The following is a 20,556-nucleotide window of genomic DNA, read 5'->3' as shown; positions in this document are numbered from 1 at the left end:
CTTTAGTTTAACACCCACTTCCATATATTGAAATTGATAACGATCAAGTCAACCCCGTGAATCATAAACAAACAAAAAAACCAGATGCTGTGCACCTGGTTTCTGATCGTTGATTATTGGAACATTGCTTCCAATCGGTATATCCGATTGCCTTTACTCGAGAACTTTTCTTCATATTCAGTCATGATGTTGCCTTCAAAACTGCTGTTATGCAAATCAAGGCTTACAAATTTCAAGAGCATGCCGTATTCGGAAATACTTTTCAAGGAAGATTCGAATAACCCTTGATTATCCGTCTTGAAGTGAATCTCGCCTTTGTCTGGCAGGATGCCTTCATATACTTCGAGGAAGGTCTTATATGTTAACCGACGTTTTGCATGACGTGATTTCGGCCATGGATCAGAGAAATTCAAGTAGACGCGATCCACGTCACCTTTTGCAAAATAGTCCCCTAAGTTCGCTGCGTCAACATTCAACAGCTTTAAATTTGGAACATCCGCTTCAATCAGCAAGTCCAATGCAGCAACAATGACGCTTCCATATACTTCAATTCCAATGAAATTCACATCAGGATGGGCCTTCGCCATTTCTGTGATGAAACGGCCTTTTCCCGTACCCACTTCAATATATAACGGATTATCGTTTCCGAAAACTTCATGCCATTTACCTTTATGGCTCACTGGCTGCTGAATTACATATTGTGGAAAATCATTCAAACGGTCTTCAGCCCAAGGTTTATTTCTTAAACGCATGATGACACCCCTATTTATAATATAATCGTTCAAACCATAACACGAGTGTATGGATTCCTGCAAGTTGATTTTTTCAGGAAACACCCACTGGTCAAATAAAAAAACTGCCGGCCATCCAGGCGACAGTCACTGTAGTTTTCATGTATAAAACTTTCAGCAAAACACACCATAAATAAGTGAAGGGCAGGCGGGCACCACCTGGGAATCCCTTGAATCCATGTTTAAGAAAGGAGAGGCATTATATGCCGCTTTCCCATGAACACCAAATGTCACTATTGAAAGATATATTGACCAACCATCAAACAGACTGCTGCGGATCCGTTTCTGAATGTGAACAGGTTGAAAGGCTCGTCAAATCCTTAATGATCAATATGGAAATTGACAGCAATGTGAAAACGATACTGACGGAGATTTACGAATACAGTCAGACGGGCATCGGTACCGCCGATTTAGATGCACATATTTCAACCCACCAGAACGACCTGTCCCAGTGGGTGGATGATATAGATCAATTTTGATCAGCTGACCATCAATAAAGCTTCCAGTTTTTGCAGTAATTCATTTCTTTCCTCGTACCGCTTCCTGCGATGATGCCATTGGATGGAAAGCACAAGTTGTGAAACCGTGTGCCATTTCATCCTCATCTCCAGGCCTGCGTCAAGCTTCTTGCCGTAACGGGCAAGCCATTGATTCCATTCTTCCCTCGGGACATATGAATAAAGGAGTATGCCGAGGTCAATGGCCGGATCGCCTATGACCGCTCCGTCCCAATCAATCAGGAACAATCCGTCCGTTTCTGTCATGAGCCAATTATTGTGGTTCACATCACAATGACAGACGACTTTTTCGTCGCATTCAATTAACAGGAGATTGTTCTGTAAAAAATGGATGGCCTGTTTGACAATCGGAATGTCCGTAACATCCGAAGATAACCCGGTTTCTATGTCTGTAAGTATACTTTCAGGTCGTAAAGGGGATTTCCCAAGCCTTTTGAGCATGCTTAACAAAGGATCGGATTGATGAATTTTTTGAAGCAGCTTTGCGACTCTTATATTGTTCATTTCCTGCTGAGATAGCTCCCTGCCTTCCATCCAATGCTGGGCCGTAATTACATCCCCATTTTCCAGGCGTTTTGTCCACATTAACTTTGGAACAATGCCCTCAGCTGAAAGAACAGCTAAAAATGGCGATGAATTTCGTTTAAGGAAGAGCTTCTGCCCCTCTTTCTCGGCAATAAAGGCTTCTCCCGTAGCTCCTCCAGCAGGGGATATATCCCACTCCTGACCTAATAAATGTTCCAACTGGTTCACCTTCGATTTCCTCGCTTAATCATACAAATGTGGGTACGTTCACCTAGTGTATGTATTACCACTACTTTGAGTCCATGTTTTATAAAAAATCCGCCTGCTGGCGAAGCTGCATATATACTTGCATCGGGATGATACCCGCAATTAAAAACATCCTCATTTTAGAGAAATAAAAAAATAGCTATTGAGCAATTAAACAATAGCCATAAATTAAATTTTAGTTGAAAAACGGTTTCTTCGTCAAGTACTATAAAACGATTATACGCATAAAACAAAAACAAATAAATCATTTCATATTTTTGTATCGGTTATCAGCCTGTAACATGACGCGCAATTTCTCTTTCAGAACCACTGCAGCTACTTCGTTCCTACCAACAATTTCCCCATCAGACTGGATTTTCACTGACCCTTCATTCTTCATTTTTATCTTTTTACCGGAAAAAGAATCAACATTTTTAATGTTCAGGTGACCGCCCCATAAAACGGTGATGAAGACGGTCAATAATTTCAACAAAGGAATATCATGGACCGCAATCACGTTCAAACTGCCATCATCCACCTTCGACATCGGTGAAATTTTCATCCCGCCGCCAAAATAGGACTGGTTCGCAATAACGATGAACCAAACCTTTTTCAAAAAATGCCGGTCACCATCAATGATCAATTCCATGCAGCCGGGCTTGTAAGTCACTATCTTTTTTATAAAAATGAACAGATAAATTAATTTACCCGCTCTGATAAAATTAAACCATTTTTTCAGAGGGGAACGGTCCGCTTCATCGGAAATTTCAGCATCAATGCCCATTCCCAGGCTGTTCACGAAATACCCCATCTTGCCATTCGTCTCGAACTGTCCAATATCAATGGCACTAAAGGCATTCTCCTGAAATAAAGAAAGTGCTTCTTCCACACTCTCGGTTTTTTGAATGCCCCTTACATAATCATTGCCGGATCCAGCCGCAAGGGAGCCGATGATAGCGTGAGGGAAACCAATGGCGCCATTTATCATTTCATTGATCGTGCCATCTCCCCCGACAGCGATCATCCGGGTATCCTGCTTCGTCCCTGATAGGATCTCCTTCGTCATTCTTAGCGCATGCCCTTTTTCCCGTGTAAAAAACACCTCATGGGGAACAGCTTTTGATTGCAGTATTTTCTCGGCTTTTTTCCAAACCTTCAAACTCTCTCCATTTCCTGCCATTGGATTGACAATGAAATACACCGTTTCTTTAAGGTGCGGCATGCTGATTTCCATCCGTTTGGTTATACTCCGCTTCCCATTCAGGTCGCAGGCTGGATGTAGTTTGGCAATGTTCAAGCAAAGCCTGTGCCCCTTTTAACTGCTGTGCCTTGAGCGGAGACGATATGGCCCGCATCCTTTCGAACCATTCCGGGAAGGTCCGTTTATCCAATATTGTAATATCATAAGGGGCTTCGGGATAATCGACATATCCGTTCCGGGATAAAACCACCTTTTTAATCGGCATGTTCACTCCATATAGCTCAAATAACTGGGAGACGATGTTCGTCATCCGATTTGCACCAAGCAAAGGATTGAGCACCTTTTTATCAGGATGCTTATGATGCCTGCGGACCCAGAATCGTTCACTTGACCCGATGAAAGCAGCGTCTTCTTCCGCTTCAAGAAACGTGATGCACCAAGCATCAACTGGGGTCAATAAAATGACTTCGACCTCAACAGGCGCATTTTTCAAAAGAAAGATAGGTTTATATAATACGAGAAACGTATCCGGAAAACGCTGCAGAAAAAAGCGGAGCCTCTCATCCAAAAAGAATGATTGGTCCACAAATGACTTTTCACGAAGCGTCGAACTCCCCCATTTCATTTGAAAACGAAGCAATTGATTTAAAAAATTTTGCTTTAATTCATCGAGACTGGCCGGCCGGAACGGAAATCTTAATGAAAAAACATTAGGATCTTCAATCCGGTTCGGCATCGGCAGTTCTTCCGCCCCTGACTCCTGTTTACCTGTCCGGAGGAATATGCCTTTCACCCTTTTAAACAGGCGCTTCGAATCTTTCTGAGGCGGATCAAATTTGACCTGTGTTTCACTTTCAGTATGTTCACTATACAACCGATCTAGCTCGCCCGCATTATAAGCAGCCTTCAATTTATCCCATTGCTGTTTTTTCAACCGCGCAAATTGTGTAGGATAACGATAAATATCCTGCTCATACCGGGAAATATAATCTTGCATCTTTATGAGCTGTGCCATGCGACCACCACCCATCTCTCTATTTTTGGAGGTTTATCGTGAAAATCTTCTCGTATGAAGGGGAAGCTCCAAGATGTGTTTGATATAACGCAACCTGGTCTGCTTCAAAATGCTTATCCTGCACATTCGCCATCTGGCGAACGCCCTCCAGCGAAAAGGGATTATCCCCCTCGAATTTTCTTGCCAGTGTAATATGAGGCTTAAACGGCTTTTTATCAAGTTCAAAACCCGCCTCGATACAGGAATTATAGACTTTCCTTTGAATGGCAAAAAGCCTTTCTTGCTGCTTGACGCCTGCCCATAGAATCCTTGGACTATCACTCTTGCCGAAACCGCCGATATCGCCCAGTTCCAAGCCGAATGAGGCCTCATTGGCAAGCTCGCTTCCCACACGCCCCAAAGCATCTTCTTTCAATGTATCGGGAGCATTGCCCAAAAATGCCATCGTAATATGATAATCKGCTGGATGCAGCCATTTCTTAAATGGAAAGTCTGGCTTTAGTTGTTCCGTAACAGCATTTAAATAGGCCTTTATATCATCAGGCAATACTAAAGCAAAGAAAAAATGAGTATTCATGTTCATTTCCATTCCTTCCTGTTTTCCCTTTAATTTTACCATAATTCCCATTGCCTATACCTTTTCCAGGGCTTCCTAATAAATACTCCCTCCTCAGAAATATCGCTAATCTACCATCCTATGAACAAAGCCCCTGACGGATCATGCGCAGGTCCGGAATGTATTTTTCAGGCTGGGTAGATTAACGAAAAAAACAGCAAAAAAGGACCAAAAATCGGTCCTTCCCTGCCATTTCCATGTTAGCTGAACAGTGTTTCGTAAAGCAGGAACAAGTTCAGCCCAATGATAAGTACAGCTATAAGCCAAGCGATGCTCGAGGTGATTTTATGGTTGACCAGGCTGCCCATGATTTTTTTATTGCTTGTAAACATGATCAATGGCACTAAGGCAAACGCGATGCCAAACGAGAGTACAATTTGGCTCATCACAAGCGCTTTGGATGGATTCACTCCCCATAATATTATGAGCAGGGGCGGGACGGTAGTAATGACCCTTCTTAAATAAATCGGAATATGTCTTTTAATGAACCCTTGCATGACAACATCACCTGTCATTACACCAACGGATGAGCTCGATAAACCGGCAAATAATAATCCTATTCCGAAGAACATCGCGACCGATGGTCCAAGCATGGCCCCGAATTGTTGATAGGCGACATCCAAGTCCTCCACTAGTGCTCCATTCTTATGAAATAGGGCAGCTGAAACGATGACCATGGCGGCATTGATCGCACCTGCAATCAACATGGCGATGACAATGTCAATTAGCTCAAAACGATAAATCCTTTTTCTTTCCATATCGTTCACTCCGACTATCCTTCTTTGAGTCAAAGAAGAATGAAGGTATATCGCATGTGGCATAACGGTGGCTCCAAGCATACCGGCCGATAGTAAAATGCTGTCCACTCCCTCGAATTTTGGAGTGAATAGTCCTAAAACAACGGCCGACGTGTCAGGTTTTGCATAAAAAACTTGAGCGCCAAAAGCTATCACAACGACAAATATCATGACCGTAATCAGGGCTTCGAATGTTCGATAACCCCTGCGCTGGATTTCCAGAATGGCAAAGGAACCAATCGCTGCAATGATTGCCGATGTGATTAACGGTATGTCAAATAATAAATAAATCCCAAGTGCGGCTCCTATGAATTCAGCCAGGTCGGTTGCCATTATAACGGCTTCAGCCTGAATCCATAATAAGAAAGATGTTTTTTTCGAAAATTTTTCCCTGCATAGCTCCGGAAGGTTCTTTCCAGTGGCTATCCCCAACTTAGCTGATAGAGATTGGATTAGCACAGCCATTAAATTGGAGGCAAAGATAACCCATAATAACGTATAGCCATATTTAGATCCGGCTGTAATATTGGTAGCATAATTCCCTGGATCAATATAGGCAACAGCTGCTATGAAGGCAGGCCCTAGATAGGGAAGCAGTTTTTTTATTCCTCTCGAAGAAGATTGATGCAACACATCGGACATATCTATGTCAACTCCTTTTTATACGCAACTTAAATTGTTGCGACAGGTAAACTTTTTAGGTTATTAGCAAGTATATTCCTGGTTCTTGAAAATGTCAAAACAAAAAGGGAGGATTGCATATCGATGTAATTAACGTGATCGGGGATTCGGGGAAGGCCATCTCGCTTCCGGCTAACAGATAAAAAACCCCTTTGCCATTAGTGGCAAAGGGGCGTTACTCTATTTAATGGAACCGCATTGCTTCTCGATTTCCTCGGAAAACAGTTTCTGCAGTCTTTGAGTTATCGGACCGGGTTCCCCGGCTGCAATCAATTGGCCATCGATATTTATAATTGGTGTCACTTCGACGCTAGTGCTTGTATAAAGAACTTCATCGGCTGCCATCATGTCCTCGACCGTAAAGGCTTCTTCGACATAGGGAATCCCATGATCAGCGCAAAGCTTCAGCATCACCTGACGGGTAATTCCATTCAGGATCAAGTTTGTGGCCGGATGCGTTTTAAGTTGCCCATCCACCACGATTGATACATTTGACGAACTACCCTCCGTCACCGTACCCTCACGATGCTGGATCGCTTCATTACAGCCGGCTTCCATCGCTTGCTGTTTAGCCATTATATTTCCCAGTAGATTTAAACTCTTGATATTACAGCGCAGCCAGCGTATATCTTCGGTGGTAACAGCATTGACCCCTGGCTTCATTTTGCCTGTATAAGGCATTTCCTTTGTATAGGCGACAAAGACCGGTTCCACCTCTGCAGTTGGAAAAGAGTGTGTACGCGCAGATACTCCCCTTGTCAGCTGCATATAGACGATACCGTCCTTCAGTTGATTTTCAGCGATCAGCTCTTTCATGCGGGTTTTGATTTCCGCTATGGCAAAGGGAACTTTCATCTGAATCAACTTCGCACTGTCCATCAGCCGGTTCAGATGCATATCCTCCGTAAATAATTCGCCATTATAAACCCGGATGACTTCATAGACGCCATCACCGAATTGATATCCCCTGTCTTCTATATCTACCTTTACTTCGGACCTGCTTTTAAGGTCGCCGTTAAAAATGATTTTTCCCATGTCTTTCTCCCTCTTTGTCTCTTATTTAGCCAATTCATGAATGGCACGTGCATAAATGGACGTAGCCTTAAGCATATCCTCAATATCAATATATTCATCTTTCTGATGCGCAATGTCTTCGCTGCCAGGGAAAAGCGGGCCAAATGCAACGCCTTCTTTCAATGAACGGGCATATGTTCCGCCGCCAATCGAAAGAAGCTCGGCTTTATCACCTGTCTCCGCTTCATACACTCCCTGCAACGTCTTGATCAAGAAGCTTTCACTGTCCACATAATGGGGAGTTGAATGCGAATTGGTCTTCACTTTCAAATTATATGCCGCAAGCCTTTCTTCCAGCGCCGCCTTTTGCTGTTCCCACTCAAACGTGACCGGATAACGCATGCTGAAACCGATCGAGCTGTCGCCTTGTTTAAAATAATTGAAAACGCCGGCATTGATCGTCAATTCTCCTGTTTGCTCATCCGAATAAGCCACACCTAAATTATTTCCGCGGGAATCTTCGAACAAACGATCCTTGATGAAAGTGAAGTAGGCTTTCGCATGCGGATCAAGAGTGAGATCAGCTAAAAATACGGCTAAATGCAGACCTGCATTTTTTCCGTTGTTCGGTTCCATCGCGTGTGCCGAGACACCATTCATTTCAAGCAGCACTTGATTTTTTTGCGGAACGGCTTGGCCCCCCAATGAGTACTTTTGCAAATAATCCTGATAGTTTGCCGCCACTTCAGCAGGTTTGTCCGTTTCCACGATAGCCGTCGCAAAATCCGGTACCATATTCGTCCTTCGGCCTGAAGAAAACTCGATGACATTCACGTCTGAGTTCGTGCCATTTCCTGCATCGGCAGGATGGATAACCGAGAAATCCCAGATTCCTTTTTCCGCACTGATGATCGGGAAGTCAGCATCTGGTGCGAAGCCGATCGAAGGCATTTCCTCCACTTCAAAGTACCGGTCAACGCAGCGCCAGTTCGATTCTTCATCGGTTCCAATGATCATCCTCACACGTTTGTTCAAAGGTTCTCCTAGCTCCCGGACCAGCTTCATCGCATGATAGGCAGCCATCGTCGGCCCTTTATCATCGATTGCCCCACGGGCATATATGCGGCCATTGCGGATTTCAGCGCCAAACGGATCCGAACTCCAGCCATCTCCCTCAGGTACCACGTCGACATGGCATAATATCCCGATTAACTCCTCGCCTTCCCCCATTTCGATATGCCCAGCGACATTATCGACATTTTTCACAGTAAAACCGTCTTTTTCGCCTAATTGAAGCATGAAATCAAGCGCTTCCTTCACCCCTTTACCGAGTGGGGCCTCCTCTGTCGGATGTTCTTCATCAAGTACACTTTTTATTTTCAATAAGTTTTGTGTGTCCAGCAATAAGTCCATTTTCCGTTTTTCAACTTCTTCTCGCCAATTCAATTCACTCAAAATATGACAACTCCTCTTTTATATATATTTTTCATTTTATCACTTTTACTACCACATTCGCCAAGCCTTGCTACCTATTCTTCGTATTCCCGCATTATTGCTAACATCAAACTATCGATAACATCCCTTACAAAAATAAAAAAACACCCTCTTTTATTAAAAAGAGGATGATTTCATTAGACTATCGTCATTCATTAACTCTGTTACTTTTCTGTTCAGTCTTGGGATATATAATGCTAAAAATAAAGAACGTCCTAAACTGAAAGCCAGGAATGCAAGCCATAAACCATGATTGCCATGATTGCTTACTGCTGCGAATTGGACTATTAAAAAAGCCATCAGTGCCAGAAGCATCGAGTTCCTTACTGGAACGGCTTCAGTCGCACCGGTAAACACTCCATAAAAAATGAGTCCGATAAAGGCACTGAATGGGAATAGGACTATCCAAAGTCCATATTCATGGGCCAATTCGATGACGCCGGGAATGTCCGTGAATAAGAGAATGACCTCATCGCTGAAAAGATAGTAAGATGCGGCAAGTATGAACGAGGCATACAAGCCCCACCGCGCCGAGAGTGAGAGTGTTTTTTTATAAAGGTTTATATCTCTCGAACCAATCGCCTTCCCGACCAGAAGACTTGACGCGTTCGCGAAGCCATCAAAGCAATAGGCCATCAGATAATGGATTTGAATGAGTACGGCATTGGCCGCCAGGGTCTCTGTCCCGAAAGTCGCTCCCTTGGCCGTAAAAAGATTGAAAACCGTGATCAGGCAAATGGTCCTGATGAATAAATCCCTGTTGACCACCATCATTTTTTTCAGGGAAGCCCGATCGAACCCCTCCCGGATTGAAAAAGAATCCGGTACGTTAACCGCTTTCCGGATGACCCACAAGCCCAGTAAAAAAGCGGAAATCTCTGATATCAGTGTAGCGGCAGCAACCCCTGATACAGACCATGAAAAAATATTAACGAAAACGAGGCATARGATTATATTCATCACGTTCATGAAAACTTGAATGAACAAAGACGTTTTTATCCTCGATTTCCCCATTAACCAGCCTAAGATGACATAATTCAATAGAGCAAATGGCGCGCCCCATATCCTGATGCCGAAATAATCTGCGGCAAAGGCGGAAACATCCGATTCCGGACCGATTGCGCCTAACGATACATTCAAAATGGGCTTTTGGATCACGATAAAAAGCAGACCGATGATCGCTGCAATGAAAAAAGGCCGAATCAAGGCCATCAGGGTTTGCTTTTCATCCCTTGCCCCTTCCGCTTGTGCAGCGAAAGCAGATGTACTGACCCGAAGAAAACCAAAAAGCCAATACATCGTATTAAAAATTATGGTTCCGACAGCCACCCCGCCAATATAAGCGGGATCACTCAACTTTCCAACCACAGCCGTATCGACCGCACCGAGCAAGGGCGTACTCATCGTCGAAATCGTAAGCGGGATGGCCAAGGAAAGATATACTCTGTTATTCATAAAATGATGACCTCCTATGTACATAAAAGTTCTGAAAAGTTAGAATTGGAATGTCGTTATAAAAAATTGTATTCAAAGTACAAAAATATTGCAGTATTTAATTTTAATCACTAGAATTGTACATATGGTGCTCCCCAACATGCAAGAGATGCCACTACAAGATTACTTGTGGAACGTTTCAAATAGAACGGGTAAAACCCATTTTAAATCTGGATCATTTACGAATCAAAATTTGAAGATTGAAAGATTGAAAGATTGATATCGCTTTCAACCCGCAGGGGTTATGGGAAGTACATTTTTATCCAGCAAGAAAAAGGCATTTCCCAAGCCGGAAAATAAAATACTTGACGGATTCTTGAAGGAGTTTTTAGTATTGCTCGTTGATAATATACCTTTTGAACTATGCTTGAATATATATTCATCGTTATAACAACTAATTAGGAGTGATCATGATGGGAAGATTGACTGATAAAGTAGCCATTATCACTGGCGGAGCATCTGGTATGGGCAGGGAAATGGTAGACCTATTCACAAAAGAAGGAGCACAAGTCATTGCTGCCGATATCAATGAAAAAGCTGTAGCTGCCGTGAATGAACTCGATAACGTCCATGGTACTGTACTTGATGTATCTTCAGACGAAAGCTGGAAAAAGGTGACGGATGAAGTTATCGCTAAATTTGGCCAAATCGACATTTTGGTAAACAATGCCGGTATCTCAATGGAAAAAGGCATTAACGATACGACATTGGCCGATTGGCAGCTAATGTTAGGCATCAATGGATTTGGACCATTCCTTGGAATGAAACACGTTGTTCCTCACATGGCTAAAGAAGGTAAAGGCGCAGTTGTAAACATTTCTTCCTTTACAGCTCAAATCGGAATGGGCTTAAACTCTTATTCAGCTTCAAAAGGTGCCGTCCGTGCTATTTCCAAGGCTGCCGCAACGCAATATGGCCGCATGGGCGTCCGTGTCAATGCCGTATTCCCTGGTATCATCGAAACACCGATGACTCAAAAATTAGAAGAATCAAAAGAGTTAGTGAACCAAATGATCAAGGCCACTCCATTACAACGTTTGGGTCAGCCGGCGGATATTGCAAATGCCGTGCTTTATCTAGCTTCCGATGAAGCTTCATACGTAACTGGTGCCGAGCTTGTCATCGACGGCGGATACTCCGCTCAATAATTAAAGCAGAAATGGAAAATCCCGTTTCTAATACTCAGAAACGGGATTTTCTGATTCAATAAAGAAATTTTGTAAGTTGTAATGAGTTAAGTTAACACACCGATGAAATAGCCAAAAGTCGTAAATACCAAACACCAGCTGAATGCCCCTGCTCCTGCAAAGATAAAATACTTTCGTTTCCCCATTCCATTCATACCGGAAATGTAACTGGCGAAGTGACGGACTCCTGGAATGAAATAGGCGATGATAATCGTCCATGGACCGTATTTATTGAACCATTTCTCCAATTTTTCCAACCTCGCGGGGGTCATTTTGATCCACTTACCATGTTTCCTCAAAAAAGGCTTCCCCACCTTTTTTCCGATGAAATAACTGACAAGCATCCCGGATATCGAGCCAAGGAAACTGACAAGGAAAGCTCCCTGGACATTCAAAACGGAAATGGATGACAAATAGCCGACAAAAGTCATCATGAACTCATCAGGTACCGGCAAGCCAATAATCCCAATCGCCAACAATCCATATATCGCAAAATAACCATAGTTTGATATTAAATCTTTTACTATATCCATCTAAAGTACTCCATCTCAGCACCCTTTATTAAAGTAATCCATTTTCTTATGCGGGCCTGGGTAACGTGATTACTTCTTTTTAATAGGATAACCTAATTTAACCCAAATGAGTTGATTTTCAAAAAAAAAATAGAAAAAAAAGAAGAATGGACACGTTTTTTGTTGAAATACCTGTATGGCAGTTTCCTCATTAAAGATGAAAATCGGCAACAATAAAAGCGGACTCGATACCCGAGTCCGCTTCTTCTTATTTCACAATCTTTATTTCATTGATCGGCCAATACACTAGATTCGCCTTGCCCACGATTTCATCGACGGAAATCGTGCCAATTTCACGGCTATCCAAACTATTTTGGCGATTGTCCCCCATAAGGAACAACTGGCCTTCCGGCACTGTCATGCTGCCTGTAATATCTTCGAGCTTGAAGGATTCAGTCAGCGGCACTCCTGATGGCATCTGATTCTTATATTTGTCCAAGTATGGTTCTTCATAAGCTTTCCCATTAATATAAAGCGTATCGTCTTTATATTCAATATGGTCACCTGGCAGACCGATAACCCTTTTTATATAATCTTTATCTACCGTTGCATGAAAAACGACAATATCAAACCGGTCTATATTATCGATATTCGTTCCAAACTTGGTAAGAACAATTCTTTCGTGGTCTTGCAGAGTCGGCATCATTGACTCACCGTCCACGACAATCGGTGCAAAAATATACGTTCGAATTAAAAAAGCTAGAATGACTGCAATCAATATCGCTTTTATCCATGAAAAAACTTCTTTTCTTTTTTCCAATCGAAGTCCCTCTCTCTGTTTTTTATTCATGCCATTATAACATAATCCTTTCATGATCACGTCATACAAATACCCACATTTTACACATTGTCATTTACTTCCATTTTTCGTACTGGATTTCCATGCTTTCCAACTCTATTTCCCTGCGCTGCATTTTAGTTGGACAAATCGCATTATATGTACGGACTTTCTCATTTATTTCACCCATTCGTTTCATTAATTCGGATTCAGTTCCATTCATTTTTTTCAATCGAACCAATTCGGCTAGCTCTTCGCGAATTTCTTTTTGCCATTTTATCCAAAGCGGAAGGAAGCCGGCATCCTTGGCCTTCGTCAAGAAGTTGTCATATATATTTCCCGACAGCGCCGACTCCGGAAGCGGTTTACCAAAGCCAGGATTATTCTTCAGCCCGCCTTCTCTTTCATATTCCTTGAAAATCTGATCCATCCAGTTCACATGCCCGTGTTCTTTGCCCATAAACAATCCCCCTTCAGATCACTAATCATTACATGTTTTTACAATTATAACATTTTTATCAATACCTACTCCACCCTTGGGGACACTTTCTACTATTATATATGCCTATCTTTCAGCCAAACACATTCAGACATCAAAAAAGGATTCCCCTATTCAGGGAATCCTACAGACTTTAGATGATGAAAATCAAGTTTATCTACAGTTTTTATGAGGGTTTGTAAAATCTCGGACGTCGATTGAAACGTAGGGCACTCGCTTTCCGCGGGCGGTCCGGTAGCCTCCTCGGCGCYTTTGCGCCTGTGGGGTCTACCCTCGACTCGCTTTTCCCGCAGGAGTCTCGCACACCCGCTCCAATCATCTTTGTTTAAAAATTCAGATAATCCCTTGCCTACAAACTCAAGGATTCCCTATTCAGGGAATCCATGTTGGCCTTCTATTTAACGGTGATTTTCCTTTTTACTTCCGCCTCGTTCTTCGATTTATCCTTAACTGTGTAAGTCAATGTATAGGTGCCTTTTTTCTTCGTATTCACAGTCCCTGTTATTTTGATCTTACTTGTTAAGCTTCCATCAAGATTATCTTTTGCGGATACACCTGATTTAGGATTGAATGTCGAGTTATAGGCAATGGTTTTGCTCTTGGCACCGGAAATGACAGGCTTTGTGCTGTCTACCGTGATCTTTCTTGTGACTGTTGCCGTATTTTTCGATGAATCAGTGATTGTATACTTTAATGTATACGTACCTTTTTTCTTTGTATTCACCGTACCTGTCACCTTTATTTTACTCGTCATGTTGCCATCCAGGTTATCTTTCGCAGATACGCCCGATTCAGGGCTGAATGTCGAATAATAGCCAACGGTTTTACTATTGGCTCCCGAGATGACTGGCTTGGTGCCATCTATCGTGATCTTTCTTGTGACTGTCGCCGCATTTTTCGATGAATCTGTGACCGTATACTTTAATGTATAGGTCCCCTTTTTCTTCGTATTGACTGTACCCGTCACTTTGATTTTACTAGTCAAATTTCCATCGGCATTATCCTTGGCACTCACGTTTGTTTTTGGATTGAATGAAGAATTAAGTTTGATGGTTTTGTTCCCGGCACCTGAAATCACCGGCTTGACTTGATCATAAACGGTTATCTTCCTTGTGACCTTGGCAACATTCCCAGCCTTGTCAGCTACCGTATAAGTCAAATTATAGGTGCCCACTTTTTTGGTATCCACCTTACCTTCCACACCTATGGCACTCGTTAAGTCACCATCTTTATCATCCTTCGCCTTTACGCTGGTTTTAGGATTGAAAGTGGAGTTGAATGGAATCGATTTACCGGCAGCCCCAGAAATCACAGGTTATTCGTATCCTAGATAGGTGCGACAATCGATAGCCTATTGGATAGGTAAGCCGATGAAACATACCCCTTAATCTTCCCGTCTTCCGTTTGTACGGGGTAAAAAACAAATTTATTTCCTTTAGATTCGTGATAGTTAAAATTCCCTGTGATGATCAAGCTAGTATTTGATGGAACAGATACTGCACCTGCCGTAGTGCTTATTTCTTTCCTGATATTCGCGCTTGATGTCGTCACCACTTTGTCTCCAGCCTTGAACCAATAAACAGAGTCATGTGTTTGCTCTGTCAGTGTGTATACAAGATTTGTAAAGATGATATTTCCAGTGCTTTCCCGATCATATTGAAAATCCGATGTTTTGAATGGATATTTTGCCAGTTTTGTATCATTCAAATAACTTTGGTTTTCTATCTCAGCAAAAACTTCCTCTTGGTAGGCATTCGTATTTCTTTGCCCGTTTTCCTGGTAAAGAGGACTGTTAACCGGTTTTGTCCCATTGTATGCCATGACAGGGAAATACCAGTTTTCGATGACCCTGCGTCCTGCATCTTTGATCTTGGGCAAATCCCTTCTTGAATACATGCCACTCAGGACCTCGACGCCTGCCCCGATATTGTAGACTATATCATTTTCCAGCTTTTTCTGGTCATACCCACTTTTATTGGTAAGCTGCATTAGACCGATACCGCCATCGTCGGATTTAATCGGTTTACCGTCCTCATTAAATTGCCTCCAATCCCCGTTTTCCTGTGTAGCCACCGCTTTTACCACTTCAGGGGGGATTTCAGCCTCTATTGCCGCATTCGTCAGTAAGCAGTTTATCTGCTTATGGGAAGGATTTTCATTGGGTTGAATCTCACCGAATGATGAACACGCATTGGTTATACCAGACTCCGCAAAAGCCTGTCCATTGAACAAACCAAGCGTTAAACAGGTCAGTGCCCCAACCTTCAATAATGGTATTTTCATTGATCGAACTCCAGTCTATTTATATTTAAATCTATAATAATAGTAACATGATAGACTGGTGATTGCAGGTATAATAAGGTATTCCCCCCTAAAATATCCTTACAGCATAAAAGGAGCTTACCCGCATTAACGGGAAAGCTCCTTTGTTTTCAAATCACAAAACTATGTATGATGCCGGATCATTCGATCACTTCCACCGTTTCCCTCGGCTTCCTTACAAGGCACATGATACCCGGTATGATGAAGAAGATAAGCGGCCAAACATGAAAAATCGTCAGAATGCCCGTAATGATCAATAAGATTCCGGCTCCCTTCGCCTTGCCGCCCTTTAATAGAAAGATAGCGATCAAACCGCCTGCCAAGGCAATGAACAGAGATATGATCCCAGCCCATAATAAGCCCATGAAAAATTTGACTGACATATCTATCTCAGATGAGGAAAACTCCTGAGAATCTGTCATTAATGAGTTGTCCACCATTTCTTTCAAATCGATACTGTTGAGATAGACGGCCGCTATGATCGTCACGATTAAAAAAATCGCGGCGATACTCACGCCTATGATACTTAATGCGTATTCCCATGTCCGTTTCATTTACTTCGCCTCCCTGGAAAAGTCACGTATATATAATACCCAATCTGTGAAGGAATAAAAGACTTTTATTCCTTACTCCTCAAAATTGAGTGTAAATGTGGTGAATTCGTCCAAATCCTTTAACGCCCCCCCTGCCTTGCCTTCATTCATCCTTCTTTTTCAATCGTTCATGTAATTCATCTCTTTTATTATCCAGGTTATTCATTTTTGTCATATGTTTTATAAAGAACGGACCGCCTTCACAACCATAACGAATAACAGAACAAGTAGGGCAAGGTAGAATAATTGCCATAAAACATCGCCAATATTAAACATGAAGTCACCTTCTGTCCTTGAATGAATTCCGGCCAATAAAAGCAGTAAGTGAGGGCTTTTCGTACTCCGTGATGTTCCGTAATTAAATGATAACACGATTGGCCCTAACACTGAACGCCAACAATATTAATAGAAGGTGAATAACGAAGCCCCCCAAAGGAAATAGACTCTGTTTTTATCAGAGCCTAAAAAACATTCCTATTCACGATCAAATCCACCAATTGTTCGACAGACGGTTCTTTCGGCATCATATCAGATGTAAATCCATAGTCTTGAAGTCTATTGCCTGTACTTTCCCCGATCACCCCGATGGAGGCTTGTTTTAGCAGCGCTTCAACATTCACGTTTGCCTTGTTCCCATATTGCATCAGCATATCGACTGAATGCCGGTTTGAAAATAGTACCGTTTCTACAGCTTTCCCATCAAGCATTCTCGGAAAGATTTCAAGGAATCTTTCATCGACAAATTTAGCGATTGATTGAATATAGTCTCCGTCCCCATGTGCCGCATCTCTAAGATCCCTGTTTCGATCTCCAACAACTAACAGTGTTCCGGCTTCCGGCATCCCGGATTTGAGCTCGGCCGTCAGACCCCGTTGCTGCAAAGCCTTTTTCGATTTCCTTGATAACACATATAGTTTAGAAGAAATCCAGCGGAAATCAATAGCTTGTTCAGTAAGTGAATCCAAGAATCCATGGACACTTTCAGGCGAAGTGAAGAGAATTCGATCATATGAAAGAAAAGCGAGCAGCTGACTTTCTTCTATTTTCACTTTTTCCGCATTCCATTTAGGAAACTCGATGACTTCGCCGCCAAGTTCATACAGGGCTTCCGCCAAGGCACTCTTTGCCGTCCCAGTCCGGGCCACTAAAAACCGTTGTCCATAAAGCGGCTTCCTTTCGAACCATTGCAGTTTTCCCCTTAGTGAAATGATATCCCCGACCAAGGTGATTGCAGGATTGCCAAGCGACCTTTCACTTACCCGTTCGACGATATCATCCAAGGTCCCCTCGACACTTTCCTGTCTTCCATAAGTGCCCCATTGAATGACGAGTGCCGGTGTATTCCCCGGCTTTCCATGATTGACCAAATTTTTGCGGATAGACGGAAGGTTGGCCACACCCATATAAAAGGCAACCGTATCTATACTCACAAGCCCATTCCAATCTATATCCTTCTTCGTTTGATCATGGCCCGTCACCATCGCAAAGGAACGTCCGTAATCCCGATGTGTGACGGGAACTCCTGCGTACATGGATGCAGCAATGCTGGACGTAACCCCCGGAATGACTTCGAATGGGATTCCCTCATCTTTCAACGATTCCGCTTCCTCCCCGACTCTTCCAAAAACGGCAGGATCACCGCCTTTCAAACGGACGACCCGATGCCCTTCCAGTGCTTTGGAAACAAGCAGCTCATTGATTTCCCCTTGGCTGATGCCAGTAGCATAAGGTGTCTTGCCACAATATATCAATTCACAATCGAAGGCGGCAGCCTCCAACAGCTTGGGATTCAGCAATCTATCATATAAAATGACATCCGCTTTTTCAATCTCTTTTTGGCCTTTTACGGTAATCAGGCCTTCATCACCCGGACCTGCACCAACAAAATAAACCTTGCCCTTGGTCATGCCGCACTCACCCCTATCTGCTTGCCATTCCCTGATAATATTTCACCAGCTCCACCATTGCACTTCCCATCCGTTGGTCTTCAGGATATATGACCCGCTCAATCCCTTCATCGATCACCACCTGCGCCGTTACCTTTCCGACCGCAAGAGCAATTACATCTGTTGCAAACAGGCCGACTATCTTATCCTCCACACCTTGTTCACGGACAAATCTCATTAAATTTCGCGGCTGGGGTGCACTCGTGAACACAACCGAATCGATTTTGCCTTCAAGGATTTCTTGGATCAGCTGCTGCATCGTTTCTTTTTCAGGCGCTATATGTTCATATGGCAGGATTTCTTTATGTTCCACTTTTTGTTCATCCAGCCAATTCATCAAAAGAGGCGCCGGATCGCCGTGAAGCTGCAAAGCGACCTTTACACCTCCAGGCAGATGGCCTTCCAGATTGCGAACAAGCCCTGCCGTACTGCCATCATCATCACGGATTAATGGCTGCAGGCCAATCTTTTTCAGCATATTAACCGTTTTATAGCCCCTAGCTGCAATTTTCATAGACTGCAAAGCCTCTATGAAACGCTCTCCCGCTTCCATCTTCACTGCCGTTTTATATAATAATTCCGTCCCCACTCCCGTCGTGAGAATGATCCAATCGAACTCCCCTGCCATCAAACGGGTGACATCCTCTTCCAAATGGGAATCATCAAGGAAAACCGTCCCCTGTGCCGGGCGAACAAGCGGGACTCCCCCAAGATTTTGAACGATTTTACTAAGTTCTTCTGTCTTCCGCGCCCCCAATAAAGCAACGGTCCTGCCATTAAGCTTACTCATCCATGCCCCTCCTATATGTACATTCAATTAAATCCATCTCACCCATTATACAAATTTTCAGTCTATGAAACTATAAAAAACGGATTCCATATCAAAAACAACGCTTTTTCTTTCTTTTATCTTATATAAATTCAGTGGAAAGATGAATTAGCAGCATTTTGCTTTTCATAAGTCCCTTCCTCATGAGTTTGGAGCAAATACTCGTGAGTTTTGGGCTTTTACTCGTAAGTTTAGAGCAAATACTCGTAAGTTTTGGGCTTTTACTCGTGAGTTTCCAAAAAAGCAAAACATGGCCTGCTTCAAATTCCTCATGCTACCTTTTCTAGCCAAAAATAAAGCTGCCACATCAGGACAGCGATTTTCACGATTTAACCTTTTGTTAATTCTTATTTATCGCCCTTTGGGCAATATGCTCCAGTTCTTTTTTTACAAAAACATCATATTGAGTGGTTTCATGGCGATTCTGAAAGTTTTCAGTGCCTAAGTTCATAGGCGTTTTCGTTTTGAAGGGTATCCCTTCCCTTTCCAATTTCGCAACCGCCTTATAATAATTTTCATTCCCGAATGCTGTATAAATACATGTCCAATATTTATAGGAAATCAGTTTGACAATTACTATACACGCAATCACGAGGACTAGTATTCCAATCATTATATACATCCTTTAACTCCTTTTCATTTCGGACTTTTTTTGGAAAAGCCATCCTGTACACTATATTCTTTGCCATACATGACATTTCCTTTTCAAGTAAAAAAAGGAGACCCCAGTTTGGGGTCTCCTTCTTCATCTTCTATTTTTCCTTTATGTTACAAGAACCGTCCGTACAAGCGTCGCCTGTTGCTGGATCATTCACGATCGTAAGCGGATTTTCCTCAGCCCATACTTTTTTTAGCGTATCGAGGAATGCTTCCGTTGGCTGGGCGCCGGAGATTCCATATTTGCGATTAATGACGAAGAATGGGACGCCTGTAATGCCAAGCAGGCTTCCTTCTTGCTCATTTCCCCTAACCTCTGCCGTGAATGCCGTTCCTGCCAGCATGGACTCCGTCTCGGACTTTTCAATGCCAACCTCTTCTGCCAAACTTGCCAATGTAGCGTGATCGCCAATATGTTTGCCTTCCGTAAAGTAAGCTTTAAATAGGCGTTCATTCATTTCTTTCTCTTTACCTTTTGATTCAGCAAAGTGCATCAAGCGGTGGGCATCGAACGAATTCGTTAAGACCACTTTGTCCAAGTGATAATCGAGTCCCAATTCTTTAGCCTGTTGAGTCAGGTTTTGGCTGTTCGCTTCCACCTGCGCTTGAGACATGCCGTATTTCTTGGCCAGCATTTCATTTTGAGTCATATTGATATCCCGCTCAGCCTCTGGGTTCAACTCAAAACTGCGAAATGAGACCTCTACCTGATCTTTATTTTCAAACTGCTTTAACGCCTCTTCGAACCGACGCTTACCTATATAACAGAACGGACATTGAT

General features: G+C 42.9%; 21 protein-coding genes. 2 read left to right on the top strand and 19 right to left on the bottom strand.

Annotated features, from left to right (window positions below; genetic code table 11):
* Positions 1-113: 113 nt before the first annotated feature.
* Positions 114-752, bottom strand: coding sequence for a tRNA (guanosine(46)-N7)-methyltransferase TrmB (gene trmB, locus AC1DVB_RS15475; RefSeq protein ID WP_034309290.1), 639 nt, complete (start codon positions 750-752; stop codon positions 114-116).
* A gap of 242 nt (positions 753-994) precedes the next feature.
* On the opposite strand from trmB, the gene AC1DVB_RS15470 reads away from it, so the two are divergent.
* Positions 995-1,270 (top strand): YtzH-like family protein, encoded by a 276-nt coding sequence (locus tag AC1DVB_RS15470; RefSeq protein WP_034309293.1) that lies wholly within the window; start codon positions 995-997, stop codon positions 1,268-1,270.
* Here AC1DVB_RS15470 and AC1DVB_RS15465 read toward each other — a convergent pair whose 3' ends face one another.
* The 8 genes from AC1DVB_RS15465 to AC1DVB_RS15430 all read right to left on the bottom strand — a co-directional run bounded on the left by AC1DVB_RS15465 (position 1,271) and on the right by AC1DVB_RS15430 (position 10,353).
* Complete coding sequence (locus AC1DVB_RS15465) at positions 1,271-2,053, bottom strand: phosphotransferase family protein (protein WP_328131430.1); 783 nt, start codon at positions 2,051-2,053, stop codon at positions 1,271-1,273. It lies immediately after the preceding gene.
* Between the two features lie 292 nt (positions 2,054-2,345).
* Positions 2,346-3,377, bottom strand: coding sequence for a diacylglycerol/lipid kinase family protein (locus tag AC1DVB_RS15460; protein WP_189337265.1), 1,032 nt, complete (start codon positions 3,375-3,377; stop codon positions 2,346-2,348).
* Positions 3,289-4,296: an NERD domain-containing protein gene (locus AC1DVB_RS15455; protein WP_477589888.1), complete on the bottom strand. Its 1,008-nt coding sequence runs from the start codon at positions 4,294-4,296 to the stop codon at positions 3,289-3,291. Before AC1DVB_RS15455 ends, AC1DVB_RS15460 begins: the two co-directional genes overlap by 89 nt.
* 19 nt (positions 4,297-4,315) lie before the next feature.
* Positions 4,316-4,879 (bottom strand): RNA 2',3'-cyclic phosphodiesterase, encoded by a 564-nt coding sequence (thpR, locus tag AC1DVB_RS15450; RefSeq protein WP_095679590.1) that lies wholly within the window; start codon positions 4,877-4,879, stop codon positions 4,316-4,318.
* 233 nt (positions 4,880-5,112) lie between these two features.
* The gene (locus tag AC1DVB_RS15445; protein WP_095679573.1) at positions 5,113-6,351 is read right to left on the bottom strand and encodes an Nramp family divalent metal transporter; all 1,239 of its coding nucleotides are present in this window, start codon (positions 6,349-6,351) and stop codon (positions 5,113-5,115) included.
* A gap of 219 nt (positions 6,352-6,570) precedes the next feature.
* Entirely contained in the window at positions 6,571-7,425 is an 855-nt protein-coding gene (dat, locus tag AC1DVB_RS15440; RefSeq protein ID WP_477589885.1) for a D-amino-acid transaminase, read from the bottom strand.
* Between the two features lie 21 nt (positions 7,426-7,446).
* Positions 7,447-8,859, bottom strand: a complete 1,413-nt coding sequence (gene pepV / locus AC1DVB_RS15435) for a dipeptidase PepV (RefSeq protein WP_430755863.1) — start codon at positions 8,857-8,859, stop codon at positions 7,447-7,449.
* Positions 8,860-9,015: 156 nt separating this feature from the next.
* Positions 9,016-10,353, bottom strand: coding sequence for an MATE family efflux transporter (locus tag AC1DVB_RS15430; RefSeq protein WP_057276748.1), 1,338 nt, complete (start codon positions 10,351-10,353; stop codon positions 9,016-9,018).
* A 452-nt stretch (positions 10,354-10,805) separates the two neighbouring features.
* Here AC1DVB_RS15430 and AC1DVB_RS15425 point away from each other — a divergent pair, with 452 nt between their 5' ends.
* Positions 10,806-11,540, top strand: coding sequence for an SDR family NAD(P)-dependent oxidoreductase (locus tag AC1DVB_RS15425; protein WP_477589882.1), 735 nt, complete (start codon positions 10,806-10,808; stop codon positions 11,538-11,540).
* An 86-nt stretch (positions 11,541-11,626) separates the two neighbouring features.
* Here AC1DVB_RS15425 and AC1DVB_RS15420 read toward each other — a convergent pair whose 3' ends face one another.
* The 10 genes from AC1DVB_RS15420 to AC1DVB_RS15375 form a co-directional block, all read right to left on the bottom strand.
* Positions 11,627-12,112 (bottom strand): DedA family protein, encoded by a 486-nt coding sequence (locus AC1DVB_RS15420; protein ID WP_034309313.1) that lies wholly within the window; start codon positions 12,110-12,112, stop codon positions 11,627-11,629.
* 247 nt (positions 12,113-12,359) lie between these two features.
* Positions 12,360-12,941: a signal peptidase I gene (gene lepB / locus AC1DVB_RS15415; RefSeq protein ID WP_063577651.1), complete on the bottom strand. Its 582-nt coding sequence runs from the start codon at positions 12,939-12,941 to the stop codon at positions 12,360-12,362.
* Positions 12,942-13,005: 64 nt separating this feature from the next.
* Positions 13,006-13,389, bottom strand: coding sequence for a DUF1992 domain-containing protein (locus AC1DVB_RS15410; RefSeq protein WP_264639200.1), 384 nt, complete (start codon positions 13,387-13,389; stop codon positions 13,006-13,008).
* 433 nt (positions 13,390-13,822) lie between these two features.
* Positions 13,823-14,740: an immunoglobulin-like domain-containing protein gene (locus tag AC1DVB_RS15405; RefSeq protein ID WP_477589879.1), complete on the bottom strand. Its 918-nt coding sequence runs from the start codon at positions 14,738-14,740 to the stop codon at positions 13,823-13,825.
* Positions 14,741-14,754: 14 nt separating this feature from the next.
* A complete protein-coding gene (locus AC1DVB_RS15400; protein ID WP_477589877.1) occupies positions 14,755-15,711 on the bottom strand; it encodes a transglycosylase SLT domain-containing protein in 957 nt (318 codons plus the stop codon).
* Between the two features lie 179 nt (positions 15,712-15,890).
* Positions 15,891-16,304, bottom strand: a complete 414-nt coding sequence (locus AC1DVB_RS15395; RefSeq protein WP_057276751.1) for a DUF4064 domain-containing protein — start codon at positions 16,302-16,304, stop codon at positions 15,891-15,893.
* A 500-nt stretch (positions 16,305-16,804) separates the two neighbouring features.
* A complete protein-coding gene (cobA, locus tag AC1DVB_RS15390) occupies positions 16,805-18,250 on the bottom strand; it encodes a uroporphyrinogen-III C-methyltransferase (RefSeq protein WP_477589875.1) in 1,446 nt (481 codons plus the stop codon).
* Positions 18,251-18,263: 13 nt separating this feature from the next.
* Positions 18,264-19,079, bottom strand: a complete 816-nt coding sequence (locus AC1DVB_RS15385) for a uroporphyrinogen-III synthase (protein ID WP_239858609.1) — start codon at positions 19,077-19,079, stop codon at positions 18,264-18,266.
* 379 nt (positions 19,080-19,458) lie between these two features.
* Positions 19,459-19,731 (bottom strand): hypothetical protein, encoded by a 273-nt coding sequence (locus tag AC1DVB_RS15380; RefSeq protein WP_057276754.1) that lies wholly within the window; start codon positions 19,729-19,731, stop codon positions 19,459-19,461.
* 139 nt (positions 19,732-19,870) lie between these two features.
* Positions 19,871-20,556, bottom strand: a 686-nt coding sequence (locus AC1DVB_RS15375) for a DsbA family oxidoreductase (RefSeq protein ID WP_477589872.1), incomplete at its 5' end; no start/stop codon positions are given.

It is taken from the genome of Peribacillus sp. P4_D6 (genome assembly GCF_056401795.1).
This window is presented reverse-complemented; position numbering and strand designations above follow the sequence as displayed.

Coding starts and splice junctions, on each gene's coding strand:
- AC1DVB_RS15420 (WP_034309313.1), bottom strand. CDS start 12,112: ATGGATATAGTAAAAGATTTAATATCAAACTATGGTTATTTTGCGATA.
- AC1DVB_RS15380 (WP_057276754.1), bottom strand. CDS start 19,731: ATGATTGGAATACTAGTCCTCGTGATTGCGTGTATAGTAATTGTCAAA.
- AC1DVB_RS15410 (WP_264639200.1), bottom strand. CDS start 13,389: ATGGGCAAAGAACACGGGCATGTGAACTGGATGGATCAGATTTTCAAG.
- AC1DVB_RS15470 (WP_034309293.1), top strand. CDS start 995: ATGCCGCTTTCCCATGAACACCAAATGTCACTATTGAAAGATATATTG.
- AC1DVB_RS15425 (WP_477589882.1), top strand. CDS start 10,806: ATGGGAAGATTGACTGATAAAGTAGCCATTATCACTGGCGGAGCATCT.
- lepB (WP_063577651.1), bottom strand. CDS start 12,941: ATGAATAAAAAACAGAGAGAGGGACTTCGATTGGAAAAAAGAAAAGAA.
- AC1DVB_RS15445 (WP_095679573.1), bottom strand. CDS start 6,351: ATGTCCGATGTGTTGCATCAATCTTCTTCGAGAGGAATAAAAAAACTG.
- trmB (WP_034309290.1), bottom strand. CDS start 752: ATGCGTTTAAGAAATAAACCTTGGGCTGAAGACCGTTTGAATGATTTT.
- dat (WP_477589885.1), bottom strand. CDS start 7,425: ATGGGAAAAATCATTTTTAACGGCGACCTTAAAAGCAGGTCCGAAGTA.
- AC1DVB_RS15455 (WP_477589888.1), bottom strand. CDS start 4,296: ATGGCACAGCTCATAAAGATGCAAGATTATATTTCCCGGTATGAGCAG.
- AC1DVB_RS15395 (WP_057276751.1), bottom strand. CDS start 16,304: ATGAAACGGACATGGGAATACGCATTAAGTATCATAGGCGTGAGTATC.
- cobA (WP_477589875.1), bottom strand. CDS start 18,250: ATGACCAAGGGCAAGGTTTATTTTGTTGGTGCAGGTCCGGGTGATGAA.
- AC1DVB_RS15385 (WP_239858609.1), bottom strand. CDS start 19,079: ATGAGTAAGCTTAATGGCAGGACCGTTGCTTTATTGGGGGCGCGGAAG.
- AC1DVB_RS15400 (WP_477589877.1), bottom strand. CDS start 15,711: ATGAAAATACCATTATTGAAGGTTGGGGCACTGACCTGTTTAACGCTT.